The sequence below is a fragment of the Streptomyces sp. NPDC048696 genome (assembly GCF_043198895.1).
Lineage (GTDB): Bacteria > Actinomycetota > Actinomycetes > Streptomycetales > Streptomycetaceae > Streptomyces.
In genome coordinates this window covers 233,392-259,346 of record NZ_JBICVJ010000008.1, presented here as the reverse complement: position 1 = coordinate 259,346, position 25,955 = coordinate 233,392, and the positions used below count along the sequence as shown (strand labels likewise).

The 25,955-nt window shown below is 71.0% G+C and carries 23 protein-coding genes; 13 read left to right on the top strand and 10 right to left on the bottom strand.

Translation table 11 applies throughout. From position 1 onward, the window contains the following. The first annotated feature begins 104 nt into the window (after positions 1-104). From ACGFRG_RS19215 to ACGFRG_RS19185, 7 genes are all read left to right on the top strand, one after another. Positions 105-911 (top strand): alpha/beta fold hydrolase, encoded by an 807-nt coding sequence (locus ACGFRG_RS19215; protein WP_393265323.1) that lies wholly within the window; start codon positions 105-107, stop codon positions 909-911. An 18-nt stretch (positions 912-929) separates the two neighbouring features. Further along, complete coding sequence (locus ACGFRG_RS19210; RefSeq protein ID WP_361425873.1) at positions 930-1,358, top strand: ASCH domain-containing protein; 429 nt, start codon at positions 930-932, stop codon at positions 1,356-1,358. 184 nt (positions 1,359-1,542) lie between these two features. Next, positions 1,543-2,403 carry a lytic polysaccharide monooxygenase gene (locus tag ACGFRG_RS19205; RefSeq protein WP_361425876.1) on the top strand — a complete coding sequence of 287 codons (861 nt, stop codon included), beginning with the start codon at positions 1,543-1,545 and terminating at the stop codon, positions 2,401-2,403. A 210-nt stretch (positions 2,404-2,613) separates the two neighbouring features. Further along, complete coding sequence (locus ACGFRG_RS19200; RefSeq protein WP_361425879.1) at positions 2,614-3,525, top strand: undecaprenyl-diphosphate phosphatase; 912 nt, start codon at positions 2,614-2,616, stop codon at positions 3,523-3,525. Positions 3,526-3,745: 220 nt separating this feature from the next. Further along, positions 3,746-4,141, top strand: a complete 396-nt coding sequence (locus ACGFRG_RS19195) for a glycine-rich domain-containing protein (protein WP_393265318.1) — start codon at positions 3,746-3,748, stop codon at positions 4,139-4,141. 391 nt (positions 4,142-4,532) lie between these two features. After that, entirely contained in the window at positions 4,533-5,237 is a 705-nt protein-coding gene (locus tag ACGFRG_RS19190) for a class I SAM-dependent methyltransferase (RefSeq protein WP_393265315.1), read from the top strand. Between the two features lie 117 nt (positions 5,238-5,354). After that, a complete protein-coding gene (locus tag ACGFRG_RS19185; protein WP_393265313.1) occupies positions 5,355-6,386 on the top strand; it encodes a sphingomyelin phosphodiesterase in 1,032 nt (343 codons plus the stop codon). Positions 6,387-6,712: 326 nt separating this feature from the next. Here ACGFRG_RS19185 and ACGFRG_RS19180 read toward each other — a convergent pair whose 3' ends face one another. Together ACGFRG_RS19180 and ACGFRG_RS19175 are read right to left on the bottom strand one after the other, a co-directional pair. Continuing rightward, positions 6,713-7,432, bottom strand: a complete 720-nt coding sequence (locus ACGFRG_RS19180; protein WP_393265310.1) for a GNAT family N-acetyltransferase — start codon at positions 7,430-7,432, stop codon at positions 6,713-6,715. Between the two features lie 177 nt (positions 7,433-7,609). Next, positions 7,610-7,993, bottom strand: coding sequence for a MerR family transcriptional regulator (locus tag ACGFRG_RS19175; protein ID WP_361425894.1), 384 nt, complete (start codon positions 7,991-7,993; stop codon positions 7,610-7,612). A 101-nt stretch (positions 7,994-8,094) separates the two neighbouring features. On the opposite strand from ACGFRG_RS19175, the gene ACGFRG_RS19170 reads away from it, so the two are divergent. Further along, positions 8,095-8,883 (top strand): amidohydrolase family protein, encoded by a 789-nt coding sequence (locus ACGFRG_RS19170; RefSeq protein ID WP_361425897.1) that lies wholly within the window; start codon positions 8,095-8,097, stop codon positions 8,881-8,883. Positions 8,884-8,892: 9 nt separating this feature from the next. Here ACGFRG_RS19170 and ACGFRG_RS19165 read toward each other — a convergent pair whose 3' ends face one another. Next, the gene (locus tag ACGFRG_RS19165) at positions 8,893-10,551 is read right to left on the bottom strand and encodes an amidohydrolase family protein (protein ID WP_393265306.1); all 1,659 of its coding nucleotides are present in this window, start codon (positions 10,549-10,551) and stop codon (positions 8,893-8,895) included. 191 nt (positions 10,552-10,742) lie between these two features. Here ACGFRG_RS19165 and ACGFRG_RS19160 point away from each other — a divergent pair, with 191 nt between their 5' ends. Beyond that, positions 10,743-11,558 (top strand): uracil-DNA glycosylase family protein, encoded by an 816-nt coding sequence (locus ACGFRG_RS19160; RefSeq protein ID WP_393265304.1) that lies wholly within the window; start codon positions 10,743-10,745, stop codon positions 11,556-11,558. Positions 11,559-11,574: 16 nt separating this feature from the next. Here ACGFRG_RS19160 and ACGFRG_RS19155 read toward each other — a convergent pair whose 3' ends face one another. Next, positions 11,575-12,900 (bottom strand): PLP-dependent aminotransferase family protein, encoded by a 1,326-nt coding sequence (locus ACGFRG_RS19155; protein WP_393265301.1) that lies wholly within the window; start codon positions 12,898-12,900, stop codon positions 11,575-11,577. A gap of 123 nt (positions 12,901-13,023) precedes the next feature. Between ACGFRG_RS19155 and ACGFRG_RS19150 the strand changes: the two genes are divergently transcribed. Then, positions 13,024-13,791: an alpha/beta fold hydrolase gene (locus tag ACGFRG_RS19150; RefSeq protein ID WP_393265299.1), complete on the top strand. Its 768-nt coding sequence runs from the start codon at positions 13,024-13,026 to the stop codon at positions 13,789-13,791. Positions 13,792-13,880: 89 nt separating this feature from the next. On the opposite strand, the gene ACGFRG_RS19145 is transcribed toward ACGFRG_RS19150, so the two are convergent. The 4 genes from ACGFRG_RS19145 to dacB all read right to left on the bottom strand — a co-directional run bounded on the left by ACGFRG_RS19145 (position 13,881) and on the right by dacB (position 19,377). Beyond that, positions 13,881-15,452 carry a class I adenylate-forming enzyme family protein gene (locus ACGFRG_RS19145; RefSeq protein ID WP_393265296.1) on the bottom strand — a complete coding sequence of 524 codons (1,572 nt, stop codon included), beginning with the start codon at positions 15,450-15,452 and terminating at the stop codon, positions 13,881-13,883. Then, positions 15,449-15,922, bottom strand: coding sequence for an acyl-CoA thioesterase (locus tag ACGFRG_RS19140; RefSeq protein WP_393265293.1), 474 nt, complete (start codon positions 15,920-15,922; stop codon positions 15,449-15,451). The genes ACGFRG_RS19145 and ACGFRG_RS19140 overlap by 4 nt, the downstream gene beginning before the upstream one ends. Beyond that, positions 15,903-17,600: an AMP-binding protein gene (locus tag ACGFRG_RS19135; RefSeq protein WP_393265290.1), complete on the bottom strand. Its 1,698-nt coding sequence runs from the start codon at positions 17,598-17,600 to the stop codon at positions 15,903-15,905. Before ACGFRG_RS19135 ends, ACGFRG_RS19140 begins: the two co-directional genes overlap by 20 nt. Positions 17,601-17,775: 175 nt before the next feature. Then, positions 17,776-19,377 (bottom strand): D-alanyl-D-alanine carboxypeptidase/D-alanyl-D-alanine-endopeptidase, encoded by a 1,602-nt coding sequence (dacB, locus tag ACGFRG_RS19130; protein WP_393265287.1) that lies wholly within the window; start codon positions 19,375-19,377, stop codon positions 17,776-17,778. A 208-nt stretch (positions 19,378-19,585) separates the two neighbouring features. Between dacB and ACGFRG_RS19125 the strand changes: the two genes are divergently transcribed. Further along, positions 19,586-20,092: a DUF664 domain-containing protein gene (locus ACGFRG_RS19125; RefSeq protein ID WP_393265606.1), complete on the top strand. Its 507-nt coding sequence runs from the start codon at positions 19,586-19,588 to the stop codon at positions 20,090-20,092. Between the two features lie 54 nt (positions 20,093-20,146). On the opposite strand, the gene ACGFRG_RS19120 is transcribed toward ACGFRG_RS19125, so the two are convergent. Both ACGFRG_RS19120 and ACGFRG_RS19115 read right to left on the bottom strand, forming a co-directional pair. Next, a complete protein-coding gene (locus ACGFRG_RS19120; RefSeq protein WP_393265284.1) occupies positions 20,147-21,046 on the bottom strand; it encodes a JmjC domain-containing protein in 900 nt (299 codons plus the stop codon). Positions 21,047-21,188: 142 nt separating this feature from the next. Next, positions 21,189-21,320: a hypothetical protein gene (locus ACGFRG_RS19115; RefSeq protein ID WP_361422133.1), complete on the bottom strand. Its 132-nt coding sequence runs from the start codon at positions 21,318-21,320 to the stop codon at positions 21,189-21,191. Between the two features lie 294 nt (positions 21,321-21,614). On the opposite strand from ACGFRG_RS19115, the gene ACGFRG_RS19110 reads away from it, so the two are divergent. Together ACGFRG_RS19110 and ACGFRG_RS19105 are read left to right on the top strand one after the other, a co-directional pair. Further along, on the top strand, positions 21,615-24,707 hold the full coding sequence (locus ACGFRG_RS19110; protein WP_393265280.1) for a lantibiotic dehydratase: 3,093 nt from the start codon (positions 21,615-21,617) through the stop codon (positions 24,705-24,707). Next, the gene (locus tag ACGFRG_RS19105) at positions 24,704-25,954 is read left to right on the top strand and encodes a lanthionine synthetase C family protein (RefSeq protein WP_393265277.1); all 1,251 of its coding nucleotides are present in this window, start codon (positions 24,704-24,706) and stop codon (positions 25,952-25,954) included. The genes ACGFRG_RS19110 and ACGFRG_RS19105 overlap by 4 nt, the downstream gene beginning before the upstream one ends. Position 25,955 lies beyond the last annotated feature (1 nt).

Here is a 25,955-nt window from a genome sequence, read left to right as displayed (position 1 = left end):
TCGCGCCGCATCGCTTGCTTTAGCGATCGCTACAGCAAGGTCCCGCGCACTACACGTGCGGGGCACCGACCCGCACGCCACCCACCGCCAGACAGGGGATCGTCATGACCGCTTTCACGCTGCCCGAGCCGACTCTCGCCCGTACCGTTCGCGGTGCGGGATCCGGGCGCCCGGGACTGCTGCTCGCGCACGGCGCCGGTGGCGGCATCGAGGCCAACTACGGGCCGATCCTCGACGGCCTGGCCGCCGGGCGGATGGTCGTCGGCGCGGACTTCCCGGGTTCCGGCGCGACCGTGCGCTCGACGGAACCCCTCGAACTGGACGCCCTGGCCGACCAGTTGGTCGCGGCGGCGGACGCCGAGGGGCTGGACACCTTCGCCGTCTCCGGCTACTCGCTCGGCGGGCCGGTCGCCATCCGGGCCGCCACCCGCCACCCGGACCGGGTGACCGCCCTCGTCCTGACGGCCACGTTCGCGCACGCCGACACCAGGTTCGACCTGGCGGCGTCGGTCTGGCGCCGGCTTTCCGAGTCCGGCGACCGCCTGCTGCTCGCCGAGTTCGCCACGCTGATCGCGTTCGGCACGTCCGCCCTCAACGCGTTCACCCCCGCCCAGGTGCGGGCCGCCGCCGAAGCACTCGCCGAGTCCGTCCCGCCGGGCACCCCGGACCACATCGAGCTGGCCCGCCGGATCGACGTACGCGCCGACCTCGCCGACCTCACGATCCCGACCCTGCTGATCACCACCACCGCCGACCCGCTGGTCCACCTCCCCCTCCAGGAAGAGCTCGCCGACAGCATCCCCGGCGTCCGCCGCGTGGACCTCGCCACCGGCCATCTGCCCTTCGCCGAGCGCCCGCAGGAGTGGCTGCGCCTGATCACCACGTTCCTGGACGAACAGGCGCAGGTGTAGGGCCTACCCTGGTCCACCATGTGGCCACGTATCGACGGACTGCGGGTGATGGAGCTCGGCACGCCGGGCGGCTTCCGGGACGAGCTCAACGCTCTCGTGGTGGCGGGCAGGAAGCGCGGCACCGCGGGACTCCTCGACGACTACGGGACCGAGGGCGAGGAGATCGAGCACGTCGGCGAGCGACTGGTCGTGGTCGACGACGCGGGTGAGCGGTTGGTCGACATTGTGGTGACCGGGGTGGAGATCTGCCGCTTCGCCGAGGTGGGTTGGGCGTTCGCGGACAGCGAGGGCGAGGGGTTCCGGTCCGTCGAGGAGTGGCGTGCGGGGCATGCCCGGTACTGGGGCGCCCAAGGGGTGAAGGTCGGCCCCGACACGGGGATCGTCTGTTTGAGCTTCCGGGTGGCGGACCGAGGGGAGCGCAGGGGCAGGCCGAGGCCGTCGGCTTGACCACGGCTCCCGTTCCGCCGCCGCAGCCAAAACGCAACTCACCGTCGCATTCCGTCAGTTGGTCCGGACCGAGTTGGTACAGACCTCTTGCGCCTTGGTCTAGTCCAATGCCAACCTTCTTCGAGCCACGCCGCGTCGAGCCGCACGACGCGCGCGTGTCACCCCTCACGCGAAGGAGCCCCCCATGGCACCCCTGCCCGCACCTCGTACAGCCGCCTGCCTCGGCGTACTCGGCGTCGCCTCCGCCGCGCTGCTCGCCGTCGCCACCTCCCCCGCGTCCGCCCACGGGGCGGTGTTCAACCCGGTGAGCCGGGTCGCCGCCTGCTACGCGGAGGGCCCCGAGACCCCCAAGTCCCAGGTCTGCAAGGACCTGGTGGCCGACTCCGGCACCCAGCCCCTGTACGACTGGAACGAGGTGAACATCGCCAACGCCGACGGCAAGCACCAACAGCTCATCCCCGACGGGAAGTTGTGCTCGGCCAACCGGGAGAAGTACCGCGCTCTCGACTGGGCCCGTACCGACTGGCCGGCCACCAACGTCGCCGCGGGCTCGTTCGACTTCAAGTTCCGGGTCACGGCGCCCCATTCGGGCACCATGACCCTGTACATCACCAAGGAGGGATTCGACCCGACGCATCCCCTGAAGTGGTCCGACCTCGACCCGACGCCGGTCGCCACGTACCAGACGGCCCGCACCGCGACCGACGGCTACTACGGCTTCACCGGCACGCTCCCCGCCCGCACCGGACGGCACATCGTCTACAAGATCTGGCAGCGCAACGACAGCCCCGAGGCGTTCTACAGCTGCTCGGACGTGGTGTACGGACAGGGGATCGCGGCGCAGGCGGCGCCCGCCGCGCCCACCGAGCAGCACATCGCGGCCGACGCCGCCAAGTCCACCGTCAGCCACCACGGGCACGGCGGCGGCAAGCCGAGCGCGGACTCGTTCATGGCCTCCTCGGTGGCACAGCCCGTCGCCGCGGTCTCCCTCGCGGGTGTCGTGACCAGCGGGGTCCTGCTGCTGCGCCGCCGACGCGACCAGTAGCCCGCGACCAGTAGCCGTACGACGCCGCTCCGGTAGGCCCGGATGGCTGCCGGATGACCAGCAGATGAACTCCGTCCCCTCCCCGCCGGACGTCTACAGACGTGTAGTACGTTCTCGCGGGGAGAGGCCTGAAGTCCGTGCGAGTACGCCTCAGTGCGCCGTCGCGCACCCCCTCCGACAAGACCGGTACCGCAGAGCTGAGGGTGTGCGATGTCCCTGACCTACCCGGAGTCCATCGGCGTGGGCCTGCTGCAAGGTGTCACCGAACTCTTTCCCGTCTCCAGCCTGGGTCACAGCATCCTGCTCCCGGCCCTGATCGGCGGCAGCGTCCAGAAGGACCTGGACATCACGGCCGACAAGTCGCCCTACCTCGCGGTCCTGGTGGGCCTGCACCTGGCCACCGCACTGGCGCTGGTGGTCTTCTTCCGCAAGGACTGGGTCCGGGTGGTCGGCGGACTGGTCAGCTCCATACGTACGCGCCGGGTCGAGACCAGCGAGCAGAAGCTGGCGTGGCTGCTGATCGTGGGCACCATCCCGGTCGGCGTGGCGGGCCTGGTCGCCGAGCACGCGCTGCGCGCGGCGCTCGGCAAGCCGGTGCCGTCGGCGGTGTTCCTGGCACTCAACGGCTTCGTCCTGCTCGGGGCCGAACGGCTCAAGCGGGGCGGTGGCGGTCGGCGCCGGGCCGGCGCGCATGTCGCGCACACCCCCGGTGTCGACCCCGACATCGCGTCCGACCACCGCATCTCCAAGCTGAGTTACCGTCAGGGCACCTGGATCGGCGCCGCGCAGATCCTCGCCCTGCTGCCGGGCATCAGCCGCTCCGGCGTCACCATGAGCACCGGCATCCTGCGCGGCCTCAACCACGAGGACGCGGCCCGCTTCTCCTTCCTCCTGGCCACCCCGGTCATCCTGGCCGCCTCCGTACTCAAACTGCCCGAGCTCCTCAAGCCGGAGAACGCCGGCGTCCGCGGCCCCTTGGTGGCCGGTTCGATCGCGGCCTTCACGGCGGGCTACATCTCGGTCAAGTTCCTGACCAAGTACTTCGAGAGCCGCAGCCTGACGCCGTTCGCGGTGTACTGCATGCTGGCGGGGGTCGGCAGCGCGGTGTATCTGAGCATGTGAGACAGGTCGGTTTCGGCCACGCTGCCTGATACTCCAGTCATCCGACACGGCACACGTGCCTGGCCGAGCCCCTGCCATCCCCCGACTGCCGCCCGCACCAGCCCGGTTCGCGCTCTCCCCGTATCCGCCGGTCACCCTCAACCTCGAAGGGAATCGCGACGACGATGTCGCGGGGAGAGGGGACGTCGTGGAGGCGGGCTCGCGGGATCCTCGGCAATTCGTGTCGGCCGAAGTATGGGAGCGGGAGGTCACGCTGCTTCTGCGGGATCATCAGATGGTGCGGTCACTGGCCGAGCGGATCCTCGGGCAGGCCATCGCCTATCTGGTGACGGTCATGGAGAACCGGGGGCGCGGCCTCGGGCTGGGCGCGGGGCGGCTGGTCGACGTGGGTGTCCACACACTGATCCTGGACACCCGGAACTACGCGGAGTTCTGCGACCGGCACAACAACGGACGCTTCCTGCACCATGTCCCGGAGATCCAGCGGAAGCAGGACGGCTCGGTCATCCGGACGGCGAAGCTGATCGAGCAGTGCGGGTTCGCCGTGGACTGGGAGCTCTGGTCCACGGACGGCGCCGACTGCACCCCTTGCCGCCCCGGGGAGGACGGCCACTAGGGTCTGTCCGGTGGATCTGGCCGCTTTCGGTGCGGGTCGCTGTTTCGGTGCTGGTGAGCGGGGTCGTGGTGCGTGCAGCTGCAAGGCGGAGGAGGGCGGCGACGCGGAGCGTCGGCAACCGACGACAACGCCGCAGATGGGCGTGCCACACCCCCGCGTCCCAGGCAAGATCCACCGGACAGGCCCTAGGCGGCCGGGTGACTCTCACCTGTGCGCACCGCGGGCTGTCCGGCTCGGCTGCGCTGTCAAGGCGTCCGATGTCTTTGACTCATTCCGGGGGCAGTGCGGCCGATCGCCGGTGATCTCCTCACCGGGGTGAGTAGTGTCGCCTGCTCGTACGCGTGCGGGGTGCGTGTCCTCGTGCGTCGACTGCTGCCCGGATTGGTGCCCGATGAGCGTGAGCCTGGAATCGTACTGGGACGACTATGCGAGGCCCAAAGGCTCGGCGGGGTCGGCCAACCCGGTCTCGTCGGGCGCCTCGCAGGCCTCCGCGACCTCCGTGGACCGCGGATTCGGCTGGACCCAGTACGAGGGTCACGGTCCCGGTGAGGAACTGCTCTGCCAGCCGCAGACGGCCTTGGAGCTCGGCTGCGGAAAGGGCAACGAGCTGGCCTACCTCGCGCGCAAGGGCGTGGAGGCGACGGGCGTGGATCTGTCGGGCGTGCAGTGCGAGGCGGCCCGCGCGCGCTGGGCGGACGTACCCGGTCTGCGCTTCCAACAGGCCGACGCCTGCGCGTTCCTGGAGCAGGCCGGTGCACGGTGGGACGCGGTGTATTCCATCTGGGGAGCGGTGTGGTTCCTCGATCCGGAACGGCTGCTACCGCTTGTTCGTGCGCGGCTCACGCCGGGTGGGGTGCTCGTGTTCTCGCAAGCCCCGCCGGTGGAGGGCTGCTACGGGCCGCAGGGCATGTACGGACGCGGGTTCCGGGGCGAGTCGCTGCCGGTGCAACGGTGGGCCTACACGCCCGCGATGTGGGAGCGGATGCTTCACGCGCACGGCTTCGATCACGTACGGGCGCGGGTGCTCGAAGCGCCTGATCCGGCGCATGTGGGGACGCTTCTCGTCGAGGCTCGGGGGCCGGGCCGCAGCGGGTGATCACGCGTGACACCCCGCCGCCCCGAATTGATCAACCGTTGTTCTTCCGCGCGTACTCACCAGTAGATACAGTTCCGCCGTTCCCCGCCCCCACAGATCCCCCTCTGGAGCTGTCCCATGCGCGTGCCCCGAACCTTCTCCGCTCTGACCGCAGTTGCCGCCGGCGCCGTGCTGGCCGGCAGTACGCTCTCGCAGGCCCCCGCCGCCCACGCCGCGACCGGCGGCTCGACGCTGTCCGTGTTCGCGTGGAACGTCGACCTCGGTACGGCCGCCGTCGACACGGTGGAGAACGAGAAGGCCGCCCAGCGCACCCCGGTGATCGAGTCGATCATCCGGCAGCACAGCGCGGACGTCGTCGTCCTCGACGAGCTGTTCAACCACACCTCGACCGACGACATCTCCGCCAAGCTCGCCGACCTCTACCCCTACCGCACCCCCGTGGTCGGCCAGACCTGTTCGGGCGGCGGGTGGACCGGGATCAGCGGCAACTGCTCCAGCTCGTGGTTCGTGATCAACGGCGGCACGATGATCCTCTCCAAGTACCCGATCACCGCCCAGTACGCCCACGTCTTCACCAACTCCACCTCCGGCACCTGGGACTACAACGCCAACAAGGGCGCGGTGCTCGCCCAGATCGACAAGGGCGGAACCAAGACCTGGGTGGTGGGCACCCACCTTCAGGCCGACCAGTCCAACACCTCGACCGACACCACCCAGGCCACCCGCCTCGCGCAGCTCGGCGAGATCCGGAACTGGACGAACGGGATCGTCGGCGCCACCGCCCCCGTCCTCATCGGCGGTGACCTCAACGTCGAGTACACCCACGGACAGTCGCGCGGCGACTACGCCAACGCGCAGGCCGCGGTGGGCGGTTCGCTCAACACCACGACCCAGCCGTCGCCCACCACCATGGACTGCGCGGTCTCCGCCTGGTGCCAGTACATGGCGGACGTCGAGACGTTCCCCAAGGACTACCGGGACAACCTCGACTACATCGGCTACCTCAACGCCCCCGGCCGCCCCGTCCCGCTGTCGCTTCCCCCGGTCACCGCCGACTTCGACCCCCAGGCGGGCTGGACGCCGGGTCAGCTGGACACCCGCTCCCCCAGCGACCACTACCCCGTCGAGGCGACCTTCCAGCTCGGCTGACCCCTCGAAGTCGGTGACCGTCTAGGGCCTGTCCGGTGGATCTGGCCGCCTTCGGTCCGGGCCGCCGTTTCGGTGCTGGTGAGCGGGGGTGTGGTGCTTCCCCAAGCTCTCAACTTCGTTCGAGCAGGGGAGACCCCAATGCTGCAAGGCGGAGGAGGGCGGCGACGCGTGGGGGTGCCCCCTGGTCGAGCGGAGCCGAGAGCTTGGGGGAGTCGGCAACCGACGACAACGCGGCAGATGGGCGTGCCAGGCCCGCGCGTCCCAGGCAAGATCCACCGGACAGGCTCTAGTCGGCGGCCCGGGTGTCACAGCAGCACCCCGGCCGCCTACGCGGACACACCCGGTGAGGCCGAGGGCCACGGCCCGGACGCCAACCGGTCGATGTTCCGCGGGACGGTCACCGCGGTCGCGAGCTGCAACTCGATGATGTCGCGCACCGTGGGCCACTCATCGTCCAGGATCGAATAGAACGCGGTGTTGCGGACCACCCCGTCCAACCCCCGCGAGTGGGCCCGGCGGACGCCCTCGCAGGTGGCCCCCAGCCGCTCGATGGCGGCGCGCGAGCGCGCGTTGCGGGCGTCGGCGCGGAACGAGATGCGGCGCACGCCCCAGGTCTCGAAGGCGTGGCGCAGCATCAGCAGCTTCGCCTCGGTGTTGATGCCGGTGCCCTGGGCGCGGGCGGCGAGCCAGGTGTTGCCGACTTCGGCGGCGTCGGGCACGGCGGTGGCCGGATCGCCGTACGGAACACCCGGTACGGGCGGCCACACCATCGGGCCCTGCCAATGGTCGAGCTCCAGGAAGCGGGTGCAACCGACCACCCGCCCGTCGGCGGCACTGACGACCGCGAAGGGCAGCGCCCGCCCCACCGCCTGCTCGGCGAGGGCACGGTCGACATACCCGCGGGCCGCGTCGAGGCCGTGCGGCACAGGGGTGAAGGCGTAGGTCGTACGGTCCTCCGCCGCGGCCTCGGCCAGGGCCTCGGCATGGTGCGTGGCGAGCGGCTCAAGGCGCGTCATACGGCCGGTGAGAACGACGGGTGCGGCCACAGGGCGTTCGGTCCTTCGGGAATCGGAGTGCTGCCCGCCCTCGGCGTCCTGGTGCGAAGGCGGTGATCCAGCATGCGTCCGTGTCCCGGTGCAACGAACAACGGGAAGGTAAAGGACAGAAGATCCGCAGGTGAAAGGACGTATCGCCGCCCAGGAGCCGTATGGCTGCCCGCCCGGTCAGGCGGCGTCGGTCGCCGCGGCCCGGGGCACCGTGGCGGACTCCGCGCTCGCGATGGTCCGCCGCAGCACGTCCCTGGCAGCGTCGATCTCCGCCGACCGCTCGTCCAGTGTGCGCAGCTGCGCCCGCATGGCGTCCAGCACACCGGGGCACGGCAGCACCCCCGCCCCCGCGTCGGTGCAGGGCAGCACCTGGCGGATGACCCGGGTGGGCAACCCCGCCGCGAGCAGCGCCCGGATCCGCAGGACCGCGTCGTACGCGCTCTCGTCATACGTCCGGTACCCGTTGGGCCGACGTCCCGGCAGGAGCAACCCCGCACGCTCGTAGTAGCGCAGCAGCCGCTCGCTGGTCCCGGTCCGCTCGGCCAGTTCTCCGATCAGCACCGCCTGTCTCCCCCTCGGCTCTTGACCTTCCAACGGTGTCAAGGAGCAAGAGTAGGCCCGGCAGCCGCACTCCAGCGGCCCGCTCTTCCCTGGAGGAACACATGATCATCGACGCCCACAGCCATGTCCACGACCCGCTGGACCGTCACCTCGCCGACCTGGACGCCGCGGGAGTGGACCGTACGGTGCTCTTCGGCACCCGTCCGCATCCGGAGCGGGCCGTCGATCTGCCGTCCCTGCGCCGTGAGTTGAGTGTGCTCGACAGCGCACTGGCCGGTCAGGGGAACGTCGCCGACGGCTACCGCACGGCCTGGCGGGAGCTGGACGAGGCACTGGCCGCGCACCCCGACCGGTTCATCGGGTTCGGCTCCGTGCCGCTCACCCTGCCCGAGGCGGAGGTGGCGGCCATGGTCGAACGCGAGGTGGTGGGACGCGGGCTGCACGGCATCGGCGAACTCACGCCTCCCCCGGGCCAGGCGGCCCGTATCGAGCCCGTGCTGCGTGCGGCGCACGACCACGGCGGGCTGCCGGTGGTCGTGCACGGCTTCGCCCCCACCACGGCCGAGGACCTGCGCACCCTGTCCCGACTCGCCACGAAGTACCCTGCGGTCCCCCTGGTGGTCAGCCAGCTCGGCGGGATGAACTGGATGGAGGCCATCGAACTCGTACGGGACACACCGAGCATGTATCTGGAACTGTCCACGGCCTCCATCGTCTTCGCGGTGCGACTGGCGATCCAGGAGATCCCCGAGCGCACGTTGTTCGGCTCGGACGCGCCCTACGGCGATCCCGTGCTCGCCCGCACCACGGTGGAACGGGTTACCTCGCCCGGTGAGATACGGGACCGGGTGCTCGGCGGAACGCTGGGACAGCTCCTCGGCATCCTGTGAGGCATCCGTCTATTTGAGCAGGTGGGACAGTTGGTCGGCGTAGTCGGTGGGCAGGTTGGTCTCGCCGGACAGCGTGGTGAGGAAGGTGGTGTCGGTCGACGCGGTCAGACCGTCGAGCACCACCGCCTCCAGCGCCTCGGGGGCGACCGTCGCGAGGTCGATGAGCGGGCCTGTCGGGCTCAGTGTGCCGGCCGCGGTCCGCAAGGGCAGGCGGGGGCGCAGTTCGGCGCCGGTGGGCTGGATCTCGTCCAGGGCCAGCCGCCACCGGACACCGCCCTCCACGAGGGCCGGAGGCGGTGGGGCGGGGTGCGCGGGCAGGGTCGGCAGGGTGTCCAGTGCGCGCGTGAGGCGGTCGGTGGCCTCGGCCAGGGTCAGACCGGCCACCACGGGGTCGGCGGAGTGGTCGTGCAGGTTGAGCACGAGGGGTGCCTGGGCGCTGCCCGGCGCGGGCTCCAGCGTCGCTCCCGGGGCGAGCGCCCTCATCAGCGCGGGGGTGCCGTAGCGAGCGGTGCCGTCGATGGCGACGAGGCGTATGTCGGTGTCGCGTGCGTCGATCAGCGCGGTGTACGGGTCGCCCTGGGCGCCGTCGACCACGAGGAGATCGGCGCGCATCCCCGGTCGCAGCGAACCCAGCGCGTGGTCCCAGCGCAGGATGCGGGCCGCGTCCCGGGTGGCCATGGCGGCCAGTTCCCGGTCGCTGAAGACGGACCCGGCGGCGGTGGAGGCCAGCCGGGCCGCCTTGAGCTCGCCGAGCAAGCCCTTGCTGCCGGACACCGACCAGTCGGAGCCCAGGCCCATCAGGACACCGGCCTTCTTGGCGGCGGCGATGTCGGCGGTCTGCCCGTACAGCAGCAGGTTGGACAGCGGTGACCACACCATGGATCCGCCGTGCGCGGCGAAGGTGGTGAAGTCCGCCGCCGTCAGCGCGGTGCAGTGGATGCCCACCAGGTTGTCGGTGATCGCCCATGTGCCCGGCTGGAACTGGAGGGCCTGGAAGTGGGCCCTGGCCGCGTCGTCCACGCCTTCCGCCAGGTGCAGCAGCAACCGGTGCGGCTGCTGGAGCCGGGCCAGGAACTTCGCGGCGTCGCCCGCCTCGACATCGGCGATGCGCGAGGCGGCCTCGGGCAGGTCGGGGGTGTCGGTCTGCTCGACGTTGCGGATGACGCCCCGGTACATCCGGCGGGCTCCGGCGTTGCTGAACAGGGCGATGCCCTGGCTGGTCGTGGTCCCGTTGACCAGCGCCTTCGCCTCGACATACCGCACCACGGCGGGCATCAGCAGAGGGTCCTCGCCCAGCGCCGTCATCGGCCCGGTGACCAGGCGGTGATAGGCGGGGTTGCCACTGCCGCCCCATTGCGAACGGTTGCCGTACTTCTTCGGCACCAGCCACAGCGGCAGTACGTCGTACGGGAGATGGTTGTGCAGCTCTATCAGCCCCGGATACACGGATCCGCCCGTGTCGACCACTTTGACCTGGTCGAAGCCGGGCGGTGCCGGTGCGGTGGCCGGGCGTATGTCCTCGATGAGCTGACCGGTCACGTACAGGATGCCGTCGTCGAGGACCGTGCCGGGTTCGTCGAGGGTGACGATCCGGCCCCGCAGCGCGAACCGGGAGGCGGCGGGGGTACCGGCGGGAGTACCCGCAGGGGTATCTGCTCCAGTCGGCATTCGGGTGTCCTTTCTCGCCCCGAAGTGCGCCGATGAACATCACGTACCGAATGAAACGAATAAATATGGATGAACATCGCCTAATAGACACCATGCCGTAACGGCATCGGCTGAGCATCTTCTGCCCTGGCCCCTGACCGGACCGCTGCCCGCACGGCCACCCGAACCGACCCATGGAGCAGGAGCCCCATATGCACCCCTTCGACGCCGGCTACGCAGCGGATCCGTACGCCGCCCTCGTGCGCGACTACCCCGAGACGGACGTCTACCCGGCCACCGACTTCCGCGTCGAATGGGGCCCGATCTTCCACCGGGGCAGGCTCGACGGAACGGCCCGCGTCCTGGTCATCGGGCAGGACCCGGCCGCGCACGAGGCCATCACGCGCCGCATCCTGGTCGGCACGGCGGGCCGCCGCTTCCAGGGGTTTCTCGCCAAGCTGGGCATCGACACCAGCTACGTCATGATCAACACATATCTGTACAGCGTGTACGGCCAGCAGGCGGGCAACGCCCACGCCGACGACGCCGCCATCGCCGCCTACCGCCACGCCTGGCTGGACGCCCTGACCGCCCACAACCCCGTCGAGGCCGTCATCGCCCTGGGCGGCCTCGCCGACACCGCCTTCCACACCTGGCGCAAGACCGCCACCGGTGCCGCGTACACCGGCGCCTACCAGCACGTCCTGCACCCGACCTACCCCGACAGCGCCGCCTCATCCGGCACCGACCCCGCCGAGGCGATGAGCAAGCTGCTCACCAACTGGAACGCCGGACTCACCGCCCTGCACGGCACCGTCACCCCTGACACCGCCCGGCCGCTCACTCTCTACGGCACGACTCTCACCCCGGCCGACCTCGCGACCATCCCCGAGGCCGACCTTCCCGCCGGGCTCCCCGCCTGGATGCGCTCCGACGAACCGTGGGCCAGCCGCCAGGGCGCCACCCCGGCCGAGAAGCGCGCCACCATCACCGTCCAGATCCCGGTGGACCAGCGGCCCTTCACCTGACAGCCCGGCCGCCCGGCTACCCGCCCGCCGAGGCCAGTTCGGCCAGCCGACGCAGGGCGTCGGCCAGTACCGGGCGCGGTGGGGACGCCAGGGCGACCCTCACCGCGTCCGGTGCCGTGCGCGCGCCCGTCGCGAAGGCGGATCCGGGCGTCACGGCGATGCCCAGCTCCCGCGCCGCCCTGGCCGTGAAGGTCTCCGCCCGCCAGGGCGCCGGGAGTTGCCACCAGCAGAAGTAGCTGCCGGGGTGGGCGCGCACCTCGAATCCGGCCAGGTGCTCGCGCACCAGCGCCTGCCGGTCGGCCGCGTCCACACGTTTGGCCGCCACGATCCGCGACACGGTCCCGTCCCCGGCCCAGCGCACCATGGCCTCCAGGTTGAAGCGTCCCGCCGTCCACGCCCCGAACCGCAGGGCCGCCGCCAGGGCGTCGGTGTGCGCGGCGGGAGCGAGCAGGAAACCGGTGCTCAGCCCGGGGGCGAGCCGTTTGGAGAGGCTGTCGACGAGCACCGTGCGCTCGGGCGCGTACGCGGCGAGCGGCGGCGGAGCATGCTCGGCGAGGAACGACCAGGTGGTGTCCTCCACCACCTGGATGCCCATCTCCCGTACACAGTCGGCGAGTTGCTGTCGGCGCCGCTCCCCCATGGTGACGGACAGGGGGTTGTGCACGGTCGGCTGTACGTAGACGGCGCTGAGCGGGGTGCGGCCGTGGACGGCGGCGAGCGCGTCCGGACACATGCCCTCCTCGTCCATGCGGATGGCGACGAGTTCGATGCCGAGGCGTTGGACGACGCCCTTGACCATCGCGTACGTCAGCTCCTCGACGGCGACACGGCCACCGGGGCGCACGAGTGCGGAGAGCGCGGCCGCGACGGCCTGGCGGCTGTTGCCCGCGAACAGCACGCGGTCCGCCTCGGGCTCCCATCCGGGGCGGGCGAGCACCCGGGCGGCGGCAGCCCGCGCCTCGGCGAAGCCGTCAGGGGCTGCGGGCAAGGTCGCCAGATCCAGCGTATCGGCCCGCAGCAGACCGGTGAGCGAACGGCCAAGGAGCTCCGACTGGCCGGGCACGACCGGGTAATTGAGCTCCAGGTTGACCGGGGTACGGCCACTGTCCTCGGCCAGCGTGGAGTCCGGGTGGGCCGGCGCGGCCCGTACGAACGTGCCGCGCCCCACCTCGCCGACCACCAGGCCGCGCCGCACCAGCTCACCGTAGACCCGGATCGCCGTCGAGTCCGCGATGCGGCGCTGCCGGGCGAACGCCCGCTGGGTGGGCAGCCGGTCGCCGGGCTTCAGCGCCCCGCGCTCGATCTCCCGCGCGACCTCGTCGGCCACCAACCGGAAGTCCATCGCCCGCCACCCCTCACCCTCATCGAGTCACCCGCAGCAACCCACCCACGGCAGGTCACCCACATTGCACCGAGAGCAAAGATCTTATTGCACCGAGGGATTGGGCTGCATAGCCTCGTGGTCATGACCGCTGCCGCTTACACCGACCAGGGCCGGGGCAAGGCGCTGATTCTCGTCCACGGCCACCCCTTCGACCGCAGCATGTGGGACCCCCAGGTGCGCGAGTTCACCGCCACCCATCGGGTGATCGTCCCTGACCTGCGCGGATACGGCGCAACACCGACCCTGCCAGGACCGGCGGGCAGCACGCTCCTCGGCGCGTTCGCCGAGGACATCCTCGGCCTCGCCAACTCACTCGGCATCGATCGGTTCACCCTCGGCGGTCTGTCGATGGGCGGCCAGATCGTCATGGAGTGCTACGACCGCTTCCCCGAGCGCATCACCCGCCTGCTGCTGGCCGACACGTTCCCGGCCGCCGAGACCCCGGAGGGCAAAGCGGCCCGCAACGCGATGGCCGACCGGCTGCTGCGCGAAGGTATGAAGGGGTACGCGGACGAAGTCCTGGACAAGATGGTCGCGCCGTACGCGGATCCCGCCGTGCGCTCCCACGTACACCGCATGATGACGTCCACCGCCCCCGAGGGCGCGGCGGCCGCCCTGCGCGGTCGGGCCGAACGTCCGGACTACCGGGACCTGTTGACCCGTATCACGGTGCCGACACTGGTCGTGGTGGGCGAGGACGACGAGTTCACGCCGGTGGCCGACGCCGAGGCGATGCATGCGGCGATCCCGGACTCCACGCTGGCCGTCATCCCGTCATCCGCCCACATGCCCAACCTGGAACAGCCCGAGCTCTTCAACGCGGCGATGTGGGGGCTGTTGGAACGGTAGCGGTGTCACACCACGCCGATGACCACCGCGGCGACGGCGACCCGAGCCGCCTGAGCGGACGGCGGTCCACGCCGCCCGCTCAGCCTGACCTATCCCTCCGCGAACGCGACCCGCATCGAGCGCTTGAGGGCCTTTCCGGTGACCCCCACATGTTCGTCGGCAGCCTTCACCAACACCCTCTCGATCAGCGGTAGTTCATGCTCGGCGAGCAGGGCGTTGACGCCCTCGTGCAGCTTCGCGAGTTCCGCGTCCGGCAACCGCGACTCGATGGTCAGGACCGGCGTCTGGAAGTCGTCGTCGCGGGCGCTGTCCGTACCGACGATCGAGCACTCGACGAGTTCGGGGAAATGACGCAGGATCAGTTCCTCGGCCTGTGCGCTGTAGAGGGTGCCCTGGGCGGTGACGATACGGTCCGTCGTGCGGTCGACGTGGTAGTAGAGGCCGTCCTCGTCGCGGTAGGCGAGGTCGCCGGTGAGCCAGTGGCCGCGGACCCGGTTCTTCTCGCTGAGCAGGCTGTTGTTCCAGTAACCGCCGGTGATAGTCGGGGACTTGAGGGCGAGGCGGCCCACCGTGCCGATGGGCACCGGCTCGTCGTCCGCGTCGAAGATCTCGGCCTCCACCCAGGCGAACGGCCGCCCGATGCACCGCTGGTACCGGTCGCTGGTCGGCGTGTGCACCGTACGGAACATCGCGAAGCCGAACTCGGAGGACCCGAAGTTGTCGATGAACAGCGAGCCCGGGCGGCGTTTCCCGTCCCGGTCCACATGGTTGCCGCGCGCCACCAGCTTGCGTATGTGCCGCTCGTGGTTGGCGTCGCCCGTCGACATCCAGCGGGCGACCGACGACAGGTCGTAGGCGTCCAGGTCGACGCGGCACAGATCGACGAACGTCTTCGGGAACCCGGCGACGAGCTGCGGCCGGAACTCCTGGACGGCCCGGGCGATGAGCTCGGGCTCGCGGCGGGTGGCGAGCAGCACGGTGGCGCCCCGCGCGACCGCCGACATGAGCACCGAGATGGCGGACGCGTGGCTCTGCGGCAGGGCGGAGAGGATGCGTGTGCCCAGGTCGGCGTTGATCTGCTGCTTGATCCCGAAGAAGAACCCCTTGTGGTTGAACTGCACCGCCTTGGGGATGCCCGTGGTCCCGGAGGTGTGCGCGATCAGTACGGGATCGCCGTCCTCATGGGTGAAGAGCTTGAAGTCGCCGTGACCGTAGGGTTCTTCGGCGTAGTACGTGATCGGCAACCGGTCCCGCGCCAGTCGGCCCGGGTCGGAGACGACGGCCGCCGCGCCCACGTGCTCGATGAACCGTGCCGCGATCTCCGAGGGCAGGGAACTGTTCACGAACACGGGGATCGCGCCCAGTTTGGTGAGCGCGACGTAGTGGACGAGATAGCGCACGCTCTCCTCGACGAAGACGGCCACCGGGTCCTTGGCCTGGATGCCGTCGGCGTAGTACCCGGCCGCCACCCGGTCGGTGAGCTCGTCCAGCTCCGTCAGGGTGATGCTCGCGTGTCTCTCCCCCGACGGCGCCCGATAGGGCTGATCGAGCTCGATGACGCTCTCGGCGGACTCGCTCGCCGCCGCGGCCAACCGGAAGAAGTTGCCCGCCCCCAGGCCGTCGGCCTGGATCAGGTCGGAGGATATGCGGTCGTTCGTCATAAGTAGCGCTCCATCGCGGTCCGGATGTCCTGCGGAAGGGGAATCGGGCCGTGCCCGTCGAGCGACGTCGTCACCAGCACCGCGCGGAAGCGCGCACGGACGTCCTGCTGGCCGGTACCGGCGCACTCATAGCGCAGCTCGAACGACGACTTGCCGAGCCGCGCCACCGTGAGCGTGATGTCCAGCGTGTCGCCCAGACGGCTCGGACCCAGGAAGTCGCATTCGAGGCGAACGGTGGGAATGCCGATCCGCCGCTCGGCGAACAAGCCCGCGTAACCGACGTTCAGGCCCGTCTCGAACCAGTCCTGCAACACCTCGTTGACGAGCAGCAGATACTGCGGATAGAACACGATTCCGGCCGGGTCGCAGTGGTGGAACCAGACGGTTTTCCGGCGGGTGAAGCCGGGGCTCTCGTGCGGGGCCTCACCGGATTCGTCCATTTCGGCTGTTTCATTCGGGGGCAGAGCCACCGCTCGCTCCTTCGGGCTCGGGTGCTGTGGTGACGGCGACGGTTTCCGAACCCCTGTGGCCGGCGCCGCGCAGGCGATAGCGCTGGACCTTCCCGGTGTCCGCTCTCGGCAGTTCCGCGCAGAACTCGATGAGCCGCGGATACTTGTACGGCGCCATCTCGGCCTTCGCGAACTTCTGGAGTTCCAGGATGAGTTCGGGGGTCGGCGCATGGCCTTCGGCCAGGACGACATGCGCCTGTACCACCGCTCCGCGCTCGTCGTCGGGTGCGGCGACGACGGCGCATTCCCGGACCGCCGGATGGGTGAGGAGCGTCGCTTCGACTTCCACGGGCGAGATGTTGTACCCGGCCGACACGATCATGTCGTCCGTGCGCGAGTGGTAGTAGAGATAGCCCTCGTTGTCGGCCCAGCAGGCGTCGCCGGTGAGGTTCCAGCCGTTGCGTACGTATTCCTGCTGGCGCTCGTCGTCGAGATAGCGGCAGCCCGTCGGCCCCTTCACGGCCAGCGCGCCGACTTCGCCATAGGGAAGCGGATTGCCGTCGCTGTCGAGGACGGCGGTGATGTATCCGGGTACGGGACGGCCGATCGCGCCCGGCCGGGTCCATGCCTCCTCGCCGCGCATGGCGATGAAGATGTGCAGCATCTCCGTGGCGCCGAGGCCGTCGATGAGGTCCAGGTCGGTGTGGCGCTTCCACATCTTGCGGGTGACGAAGGGCAGCGCCTCACCGGCCGACACGCATTCCCGTAGCGAGGAGAGGTCGTATTCCTGGGTGTCCAGGCACATCGCACGGTACGCCGTCGGTCCGCTGAAACAGATCGTCGCCCCGAATTCCTCGATGGCCCGGGCCAGTTGACGGGGACCGGCACGGTCGAGAAGTACCGTCGAGGCGCCGACGCGCAGCGGGAAGAGCAACAGCCCGCCCAGACCGTAGGTGAAGGCGAGCGACGGGGAGCCGATGAAACGGTCCTCGCGGGTGGCCCGCAGAACGTGTGGGGGGAACGAGTCGCAGATCGACAGCACGTCGCGGTGGGTATGGACGGTCGCCTTCGGCATCCCCGTGGTGCCGGAAGTGAAGGCGACCAGACAGGGATCGTCGGCGGCGGTGTCCACCGCCGTGAACGCGTCCGTTTTCGTGGCCATGGCACGCTCAAGGCCGTCGACATCCATGAGGGTGAGTGCGCCGTCGCCCGCCGCTTCCAATTCGGGGCGCAGGCCCGTCTCGCACAGGGCGTGGGTGATCCGCGCCTTGTCGATCACGTACGCGAGCTCCTTGGCCCGCAGCAGGGGCATCGTCGCCACCACGACCCCGCCGACCTGCACCACGGCCAGCCACATGGCCGCGAGCATCGGGGTGTTGTTGCCCCGCAGCAGTACGCGGTTACCGGGGACGAGGCCCATGTCCTGGGTGAGCACCTGGGCGATACGGGCGACCACGGCGGTCAGCTCCGCGTACGTCCACCGCACCCCGTGCGGCGACAGCACGGCGGTCCGCCCGGCCCGGCCCAGGTCGTCGGGGCCGCCGTCGAGCAGTTCCCGGGCGCAGTTCAGTCGGGGCGGACAACGCAGCGAAGAGACGTCGAGCAGGAAGTCGGGTTGGCGCGAAACGTGCGGTAATCGATCCCGTACGAAGGTGTCGACATGGGCCGAGCGATGCTGCGGCCCCGAGGAAGTGTCCACCTGTCTGCCCTTCTGGCCTTCTGGTCAGCGGTCGACCCATTCAACGATGGACCATCGTGAATTTCCTTGACGATCCGTGCACGGAGGTTGTCTGATCGTGCAGACTTGCACGTCTGCTTGACATCATCTCCACTTGCGGAATGACCTGTTGGAATTGGTAACCAGCCCTCCGCTTCTACTCCGGCTTGTGCGACGATCGATGCTCGGCGTCCTGCTGGAGGCGGGCCGCGATGTCGGAGAGGTCGGCGATGATCTCCAACAGACCGCTGATGTCGGCGGTCGGGGTCGAGGCACCGTTGACGCCGACATAGAACACGTCGTAGCGGCCATCGCCGCGCCGGAGGTAGCCCGCGATGGTCTGGGCGCCCACGGCCAGCCGGTTGTTGACCGCGTCGAGCCCGGTGACGGTGCCGACCTTGGCGAACACCTTCCCCCGCGCGGGACAGCCGCGGCAGTTGCCGGCCAGCGAGCCGTCGACGCCCAGGATCGGCAGGGCCAGGCGGAAGCGCGTCGCGTCGGGGGTACGCAGCCAGTACTTCAGCATCTGCGCCTCGGCGATCGGTGTGGCCCGGTCGACGAAGTTGCCGCCCCGCCCGTCGGCCAGCTGCACGCCGTCGGGGTCGACCGCGGCCCGCTGGAGGAAGGCGCGCAGCACCGGGAAACCGGCCTGGCAGTCGTGGCTGCCGGTGGTCACCGCCATCAGGCAGATCCCGAGGTTGGAGCCGAGGTTGTGGCTGACCTTGAGGATCAGCTTGGCGTACTGGGCGTAGGGCGGCGAGATGTACGACGCCACACTCGGCGCACCACGGTAGGTGCGCGGCAGCTCGGCGGCCGGGTTGGGCCCGGTGGGTCTGGCGGTGACACGCACCCCTGCCCGGCCGAGGGCCTCGATGAGCGCGGTGCGGCCGAACGCCGCCGGGTCCCGCACATCGGAGACACGCAGCACCGGCGCGGAGCCCGCCGCGATCGTGCCCGACAGCCGGATGCGGGTGCCGTCCGGGGACACGGTGACGCTGATGTCGGCGGGCTTGCCTCGGGCGACCGTGCGCACGGTGGACGTCACCTGGTACGGGGCCACGTGGGGACGCCAGCTGAGCTTCGCGGGGGCGCCGGGCCGGGCGCCCGGGGTGGTGAGCAGGTCGATGAGGTTGTCGTTGATGATCAGTGGGTCGGGGACGGGGTCGAGCACGGGGTCCGGCCGGAACAGCCGTTCGTCGACGACCACATCGCCGTTGACCCGGGTGATCCCGGAGCGGCGTACCTGCCGGGCGATGTGGTCGAGGCCGGCCAGCGGATTCTCGGGGGTGAGGGTGGCGCCGGGGACGCTGTTGGCGTAGGTGTGGTCGATGTCCGTGTACGCGACCGTGCCGTCGGGCCGCGTGCGGCCACCCATGGTGAGGTCTCCCTGGGCGACGAGGTCCAGGTCTCCGGTGAGGGTGGAGCCCCGGCGCGCGCCCACGGCCCGGACCGGGGTGACGAATCGGTGCTCGCCGCCCAAGGTCTTCCAAGTGCCGGAAACGGAGAAGAGCTTGGCCGTCGACCCGGGCAGGAAGAACCGATCGGCGAGCTGGGAGTGGCTGACCTCGCCCGTCTCCGGGTCCTGCTCGAACACACCCCACTGCGCATGGCGATAGTCCGTTTTACGCATGATCGCGGCGATCTCCGGGTCCGGGCCGTCGCCGCCCGCCGCGGCGCCCGCGCTGCCCGCGGACACCACCCCGAGCAGGAGCGCACACCCCGCGGCGGCGAACCGCCGGACCAGTCCTGATGTCTTCATGGTCGGCATCGTGCCAACGCGGCAGGTCCCGACGGCCCGTTGGCGCCCGGGACAGGGCGTCGTGTCGCCCGATCGGCACAGCGGTTCCTGCGATACGTTGCTTGCGCGCCGGGCGAACCGCTCGTACCCCTGCGTACGCTCGTACCCCTGCGTACGCTCGTACCCCACGTACGCCCATGCGCTCGTACAGGAGGCGACTGTGACCGCTGTGACCGGCTCCGCTCTGCTCGTCGACGCCTTCGGCAGGATCCACGAAACGGTTGTGGACACCGTCGGCGGCCTGAGCGCCGAGGAGTTGGCGTTTCGCGTCGACGACTCGGCCAATTCCATCGCCTGGCTGATCTGGCATCTCACCCGGATCCAGGACGACCACATCGCCGACGCGGCCGGACTCGACCAGGCCTGGGACGGCCAGGGCTGGGCGAAGCGGTTCGCTCTGCCGCTGCCCGTGTCGGACACCGGCTACGGGCACACCTCCGCCGAAGTCGCCACGGTGGTCGCCTCCGCCGAACTGCTGGCCGGATACCACAGCGCCGTCCACGAACAGACTCTCGCGTACGTCTCGGACCTCGACGGCGACGCGTTCGCCCGCGTGGTCGACACGTCGTGGAACCCGCCGGTGACGTTGGCCGTCCGTTTGATCAGCGTCATCGGTGACGCGTTGCAGCACGTCGGGCAGGCCGCGTTCGTACGGGGTGTGCTCTCCCGCCGGTGACCTGGCGGGCGGCGGGTCACCTGGAGCCTGTGTAAACGCTGATATCCCTGCGCTTCACGCCGTCGGCCACTCGGCCGGTGCCGTGCTGCCCGGCAGGTCCGGGAGCGGGCCGCGGGCCCGGGCCAGCAGTTCCTCGGGCGCCACCGAGTCCAGCACCTTGCGCGCGGAGTCGAGCACATCACGTATGGATGCCAGGAGTTGTCCTTCCGTCAGCGGCCTGGCGGGCAGGCCACCCGGGTCCTGGGTCAGCAGGTCGGCCAGCGTCTGGCGGATGCGCGTGGTGTTCGTCTCGCGGATGGTGAGCGCGATGTGGACGGAGAGCCCCTCGTGGCCGGTGGCGGTGTGCGGGGCGCCACGCGGTACGTAGAGCACATCGCCCGCTCCGACCACGGTCCGCAGCAGGGGCTCACCAGGCTCGGGTACCGGACCCGGACCCCAGTGGCCGTCGGCCGGGGCGGCGTACACCGTCCACTCCTTGCGGCCCGCGAGCTGCACCACCAGCACATCGGCGTCGTCCCGGTGCACGTCGAGCCCGCGCCCGCCCGCCATGGTCGCGAAGCAGAACGCCTCCACCCGCCGCCCCAGGTCACGCGCGAGGCGGGCGGTCAACGCACCCACCGAGGCGTGCCACTGGTCGAGTTGGGGCAGCAGCAGAGTCGCCCCGTCGCCGAGGAGGCGCATGACGCGCTCCGGATCGGCGAAACCCTCCTCCCGCGCGCTCGCGACGACGCGCTCGGTACAGAACTCGTACGCCGGTATCATCACGCCCTCGCGCACCATCTCGACATACGGGGTCCGCAGCAGGCCGCCGCGCAGCGCGCCCGCCAAGTCGTCCAGGTCCGGCATCTCGTGGGGCAGTCCCGGATTGCCGAACACCTCCGGCAGCCCCTCCTCGCACCGCTCGAAGAACCGCTCGGGCACTCCCACCAGCCGGTCCAGCGCTCTCCAGGTCATGCTCACTCCCGCCTCTTCGCGTTCGGTACTCGGCAATGGTGCGGCCCAGTGGGCAGCTGCCGGGTCGGCGTTGTTCGAACGCCGCGGCTGCGGTGACCCGACCTGGCCACCGCAGCCGCTTGACGAACCGTCAGGCTCGCACTCAGATACAGAACGGACGGAAGCAGGAGCCTTCACAGGAGATGCTGATGCCGGCGCTCTGCTGAGCCTCGCCCGCGGCGACGACCTCGCGCACGTCGAGGTCGAACAGGTCCTGGGTCGTCTCGTTGGTCATGAGAAACTCCTCTCGTCACTGTCGCGTTGTTCGCGACGGAACGATGGGACGGTAGGCCGGAGTTGAGCCGTCGCGTCAAGGGTCCTTGACCGAAAGGGCAACCGGCTCTGCGTCTTCGAGCACACTCCCGGCCCACGGGGAGGCCGATCGCCCCGAACTCGGTTAGACAGGAACGAGATATGGGGTCGTGCGACAACCGGGGGAACCGTGGGCGAAGAGCGCGAGCGGGTGGGGTCGGCCAGGCGCGGTGAACGTGCGAGCGGCCCCGCGAGGCGGGACACACTGTTCACGGCCGTGGCGCCGGTACTGCTGAGGGCGCCCGCCCGGCCCGCGCCCGAGCTGCCCGACACACCCACCGGGCCCACCGATGCCGACCTGGCGCACTACGTCGCCGATGCCGCGCGGGACGCGCCGCTGCGGGAGGCGGTCGAGGTGTCGAGCCCGTCGCTGGCCCGGGTCCTCGGCGCGGACCGGCCGCCGTCGGGCGACGCACTGCGCCGGGCCGCGACCGCCGTCGGCCGCTACCGGCTGCGCATGACCACCCGGCCCACCCCCTTCGGCCTGCTCGCCGGGGTCGGCCTCGCCCGTTTCGGCGGCGCCACCACGGTCCGCTGTGGCGATCGGCACCGGGCCGTCGTGCGCCCGGACCTCGGCTGGCTGGCCTCGGTCGTCGACCGCCTGCACCAGGATCCGGCGGTCCTGCCGGGCCTGCTGCTCGTCGCCGACCAGCAGTGCGCGATACGCGGTTCCCGGCTCGTACTGCCGTATGTGCCGGGGGCCGACAGTGACGACGCTCTGGAGGAAGTGAGCGTTCGTCACACTCCGGTGGTGGACGAGGTGTTGCGCGCCGCTGCCTCGCCGGTCGCCTTCCCCGCCCTTCTCGCCGCCGTGACCGAAGCCTTCCCGACGGCACCCACCGACGCCGTCGTGAATCTGGTCCATACGTTGGTCGTACGGGGATTCCTGCACACGGACCTGTTCCCCGCACCTGACAGTGTGGATCCGCTCGCACACGTACGAGCGCGCCTGCCCCAAGACCTGCCCCTATGTGCCGAACTCGACGGGATCCGGGCCGATCTGCTGCGGTGCGAGGAGCTTGCGGCCGGTGGCGACGGCGCCCGGCTGAAGGCCCTGCGCGTCGTACGGGAGCGTATGGTCGCGCTGTGCCCCTCGGACCATGTGCTGCACGTCGACCTCGCCCTAGACGCGGACGTGGTGCTGCCGGACGTGGTGCGCGAGGAGTTCGAGCGGGCGGGCACCGCGCTGTGGCGACTCTCTCCGCCGCGCACCGCTCCCACCCATCTGCGCGCCTACCATCGGGCCTTCGTCGAGCGGTACGGCACCGAGCGTGCGGTGCCCGTGATGGAACTCCTGGATACGGCAACCGGATTGGGACCGCCGGACGGTTACGAGCACCCCGCCGTTCCCCGGTACCGGCACGACGCGGAGCCCGACGACCCCGGCTCCGAGGACGACGATCGACGACGGCTGCTCGCCGAACTCGCCGCCGGGGCCCTCGCCGATCTGACTCCGGGCGAGCCGCTGCCCGAAGTGGTCCTGGACGAGGCGCTGTTCGCCCGGCTCGCCGGACCCGAACCGGATTCCACCACCGCCAACCGCCTGCCGCACTCCTTCGAGCTGTACGCGGAGCTGGTCGGGGCGTCCCCCGAGGCGTTGGACTCCGGGGACTTCCGGATCGCGCTCTCGCCCGTCGGAAGCGATGTGGCCGGGGCGACGTTCGGGCGGTTCGCCGCACTGCTGGGTGGACCGGAACTGATGGCGCGGGTCAGCACACCGGCCACTGTCCCCGACGGCGAACCGGTACCGGTGCACCTGGAGTTCACCCCCACGCGGCCCCGCTACGCCAACATCGTCCGCACCCCGCGCTGGCTCCCCCACCGCGTCGTGCTCAGCGCGTTCCCGGACACGGCGGGCCCCCGAACGCTCCCGCCGGACGACCTGGTGGTCAGTGCCGACCTGGAACGGTTGATCATCCACTCCCGCACGCTCGGCCGCCCGGTCCGCCTGGCCGCGCACCATGTGCTCAACCAGCGCACCGGCGCCCCCAACGTGGCCCGCTTCCTGCACGAGGTGAGCCTGACCGGGCACCGCCTCTGGCAGCCCTGGGACTGGGGCGCGGCCGCCGGCACCCCCGCGCTGCCCCGCGTACGGTACGGGCGCACGGTGCTGGCCCCGGCCTCCTGGCGACTCACCCTGCCGACCGGCACATACGAGGAGTGGTGTGCGGCACTGCCCGGCTGGCGGCGGCGCTGGGGTGTTCCGGCGGCGGTGCGGCTGGTCACCGGCGACCAGCGTATCAGCCTCGACCTCGAACTCCCCTGGCATCAGCGGCTGTTGTACACCCACGCCCGCACCGCCGAGCTCACCGTGGTCCAGGAGGAGCCCGCGGCCGGAGCGTCCGGCTGGCTGCGCGGTCCCGGCGGGGCGCACACGGCCGAGCTCGTCGTCGCGCTCCACGCCAAGGAGCAACCTGCGCGCCGCCCCGCCGTCGCGCCCGTGGAGGTCCGCCGCACTCCCGCGTCGGTGTCGCTGCCCGGCGGCGACTGGTTGTACGCCCGCCTGGACATCCCGGAGAGCCGACAGGACACCGTCGTCGACGAGTGGCTGCCGCAGCTGCTCGGCGCGCTGCCGGACCGGATCGACCGCTGGTTCTTCGTCCGCTACCGCGACCCCGAACCGCATCTGCGGATCCGCTTCCACGGCGAGTCGCCCGCCGCGGCGACAGCGCTGCTCCCGCTCGTACGCGACTGGGCCGCCGAGCTCGGCGCCGCACACCTCGCCTCGGGGCTGCGCCTGGAAACGTATGACCCGGAGCTCGAACGGTACGGCGGGCCCGAGGCGATGGCGGCCGCCGAGCGGGTGTTCCACGCGGACAGCCTCGTGGCCCTCGCCGCCGGACCGTCGCGCGGTCGCCCCGGCCCCGAGCGTGACCTGTTCGCGGCGGTCAACGCGGCCGACATCGCACGGCATTTCCTGGCGGGCGCGGGCGGGCCACCGGTCGATGTGTGGCTGCCCGCCGTCCATCCGAAGTCCGAGCGCGACCACCGCGCCTTCCGCGACAACCGGGCCGCCGTACTGCGGGCGATCGGCCCCGACGGACCGGCGCCCGCCTTCTCCTCGGCGGCGTTGGCTCAGGCATGGGAGCGTCGAGCTGCACAACTTTCCGCATACGGTGCGGAGTTGATGTCTCTCCGCAAGGGCGACCCGGACCGTGTGGCGCCCGAATCCGTGCTGGGCAGTCTCCTCCACATGAGCCACAACCGGCTCATCGGCATAGACCCCGATTCCGAGCGCCGTACCTACGCCCTGGCCCGGGGTGCCTTCGAGGCACATCGCGCCCGCCGACGCGCCCGGGAGCAGCGATGACGCACCGGAAACCCCCGCCCGGCATCTCGGCCGACGACGCACGGGAGGCCATCGACAAGGTGGCCGCGCGGCTGCGCGATCCCGAGGTCGTCCAAGCCTCCGGCGCCCGGGCCGACTCTCTCGCCGCCGGTCATCCGGGCGTCGCGCTGCTGTTCACGACCCTTGCGGCCGACCGGGGCCGCGACGCCCGGACCGTGGCGCACGCCCATCTCGCCGCCGCGATCCGCGCCGAGGGCGGCCTGCACACCACCGGCTTGTACAGCGGCACGGCGGCCGTCGCCTTCGCCGCCCGCCTCGCGGCCACCGGCCCCGACGCCTACCGCTCGCTGCTGACCACCCTCACACCCCGGATCGCCGAGGCCGCCGTGGAACGCGCGCGACAGCTGCGTACGGCACGGGCCGCGGGCGAGGGTGTACCGGCGCACCTGTACGACGCGGTGTCGGGGACGGCGGGGCTCGCCCGGCTGTTGCTCGCCCTCGATCCGCACGGTCCGGCGTTGCGCGCGTGCCTTGAAGCCCTGGTCGCCCTCGCCGAACCGGTCGCCACCGCACACGGCACCCTGCCGGGCTGGTGGGCGGCGGGTGGACCGGGGCTCGGTGGACCGTCCGCACAATACCCACAGGGCCACCTCAACCTGGGCCTGGCGCACGGGATTCCGGGTCCGCTGGCCGTACTCGCCCTCGCCCATGAACAGGGAGTCGGGGTGGCTGGTCAGGAGGAGGCCGTCGCGCGGTTCGCCGGGTGGCTGGCGGCGCGGCAGTGCGAGGACTCCTACGGGCCGTACTGGCCGATGGTGCTGCGCGCCGAGGACGAGCTCGACGGCGGCGCGCCCCCGGCCCTGGCCACCCGGGCCGCCTGGTGTTACGGCACCCCGGGTGTGGCGCGTGCGCTCTTCCTCGCGGGCCGGGCGCTGGACGAACCCGGGTGGCGCCGGGCCGCGGCCCGTTCGCTGCACACGGTGCTCGACCGGCCCGCCTCCTCGTGGGGCCTGGAGGGACCGGGCCTGTGCCACGGCCCCGCCGGGCTGCTGCACATCGCCGCGCGTATGGCGTACGACGCGGACGATGCCGCGCTCGCCGCCCGTCTGCCATCGCTCGCGGCCGAGGTCCGGGACGCACTCGACGGCCCGTGCGAACCCGGCTTCCTGGAAGGCGCGGCGGGCGCGGCCCTCGCCCTGCACACCTACGCCACCGCGAAGGCACTCGCCCAACCACTCGCCTGGGACACCGCGTTGCTGCTCGGCTGAC

Bases quoted from the DNA above. Each gene is read 5' to 3' on its own strand.
- ACGFRG_RS19155 (WP_393265301.1), bottom strand. From the start codon at position 12,900: ATGGACTTCCGGTTGGTGGCCGACGAGGTCGCGCGGGAGATCGAGCGC.
- ACGFRG_RS19150 (WP_393265299.1), top strand. From the start codon at position 13,024: ATGACCGCTGCCGCTTACACCGACCAGGGCCGGGGCAAGGCGCTGATT.
- ACGFRG_RS19185 (WP_393265313.1), top strand. From the start codon at position 5,355: ATGCGCGTGCCCCGAACCTTCTCCGCTCTGACCGCAGTTGCCGCCGGC.
- ACGFRG_RS19205 (WP_361425876.1), top strand. From the start codon at position 1,543: ATGGCACCCCTGCCCGCACCTCGTACAGCCGCCTGCCTCGGCGTACTC.
- ACGFRG_RS19145 (WP_393265296.1), bottom strand. From the start codon at position 15,452: ATGACGAACGACCGCATATCCTCCGACCTGATCCAGGCCGACGGCCTG.
- ACGFRG_RS19160 (WP_393265304.1), top strand. From the start codon at position 10,743: ATGCACCCCTTCGACGCCGGCTACGCAGCGGATCCGTACGCCGCCCTC.
- ACGFRG_RS19120 (WP_393265284.1), bottom strand. From the start codon at position 21,046: ATGACCTGGAGAGCGCTGGACCGGCTGGTGGGAGTGCCCGAGCGGTTC.
- ACGFRG_RS19200 (WP_361425879.1), top strand. From the start codon at position 2,614: ATGTCCCTGACCTACCCGGAGTCCATCGGCGTGGGCCTGCTGCAAGGT.
- ACGFRG_RS19190 (WP_393265315.1), top strand. From the start codon at position 4,533: ATGAGCGTGAGCCTGGAATCGTACTGGGACGACTATGCGAGGCCCAAA.
- ACGFRG_RS19115 (WP_361422133.1), bottom strand. From the start codon at position 21,320: ATGACCAACGAGACGACCCAGGACCTGTTCGACCTCGACGTGCGCGAG.
- ACGFRG_RS19105 (WP_393265277.1), top strand. From the start codon at position 24,704: ATGACGCACCGGAAACCCCCGCCCGGCATCTCGGCCGACGACGCACGG.
- ACGFRG_RS19170 (WP_361425897.1), top strand. From the start codon at position 8,095: ATGATCATCGACGCCCACAGCCATGTCCACGACCCGCTGGACCGTCAC.
- ACGFRG_RS19165 (WP_393265306.1), bottom strand. From the start codon at position 10,551: ATGCCGACTGGAGCAGATACCCCTGCGGGTACTCCCGCCGGTACCCCC.
- dacB (WP_393265287.1), bottom strand. From the start codon at position 19,377: ATGAAGACATCAGGACTGGTCCGGCGGTTCGCCGCCGCGGGGTGTGCG.
- ACGFRG_RS19210 (WP_361425873.1), top strand. From the start codon at position 930: ATGTGGCCACGTATCGACGGACTGCGGGTGATGGAGCTCGGCACGCCG.
- ACGFRG_RS19215 (WP_393265323.1), top strand. From the start codon at position 105: ATGACCGCTTTCACGCTGCCCGAGCCGACTCTCGCCCGTACCGTTCGC.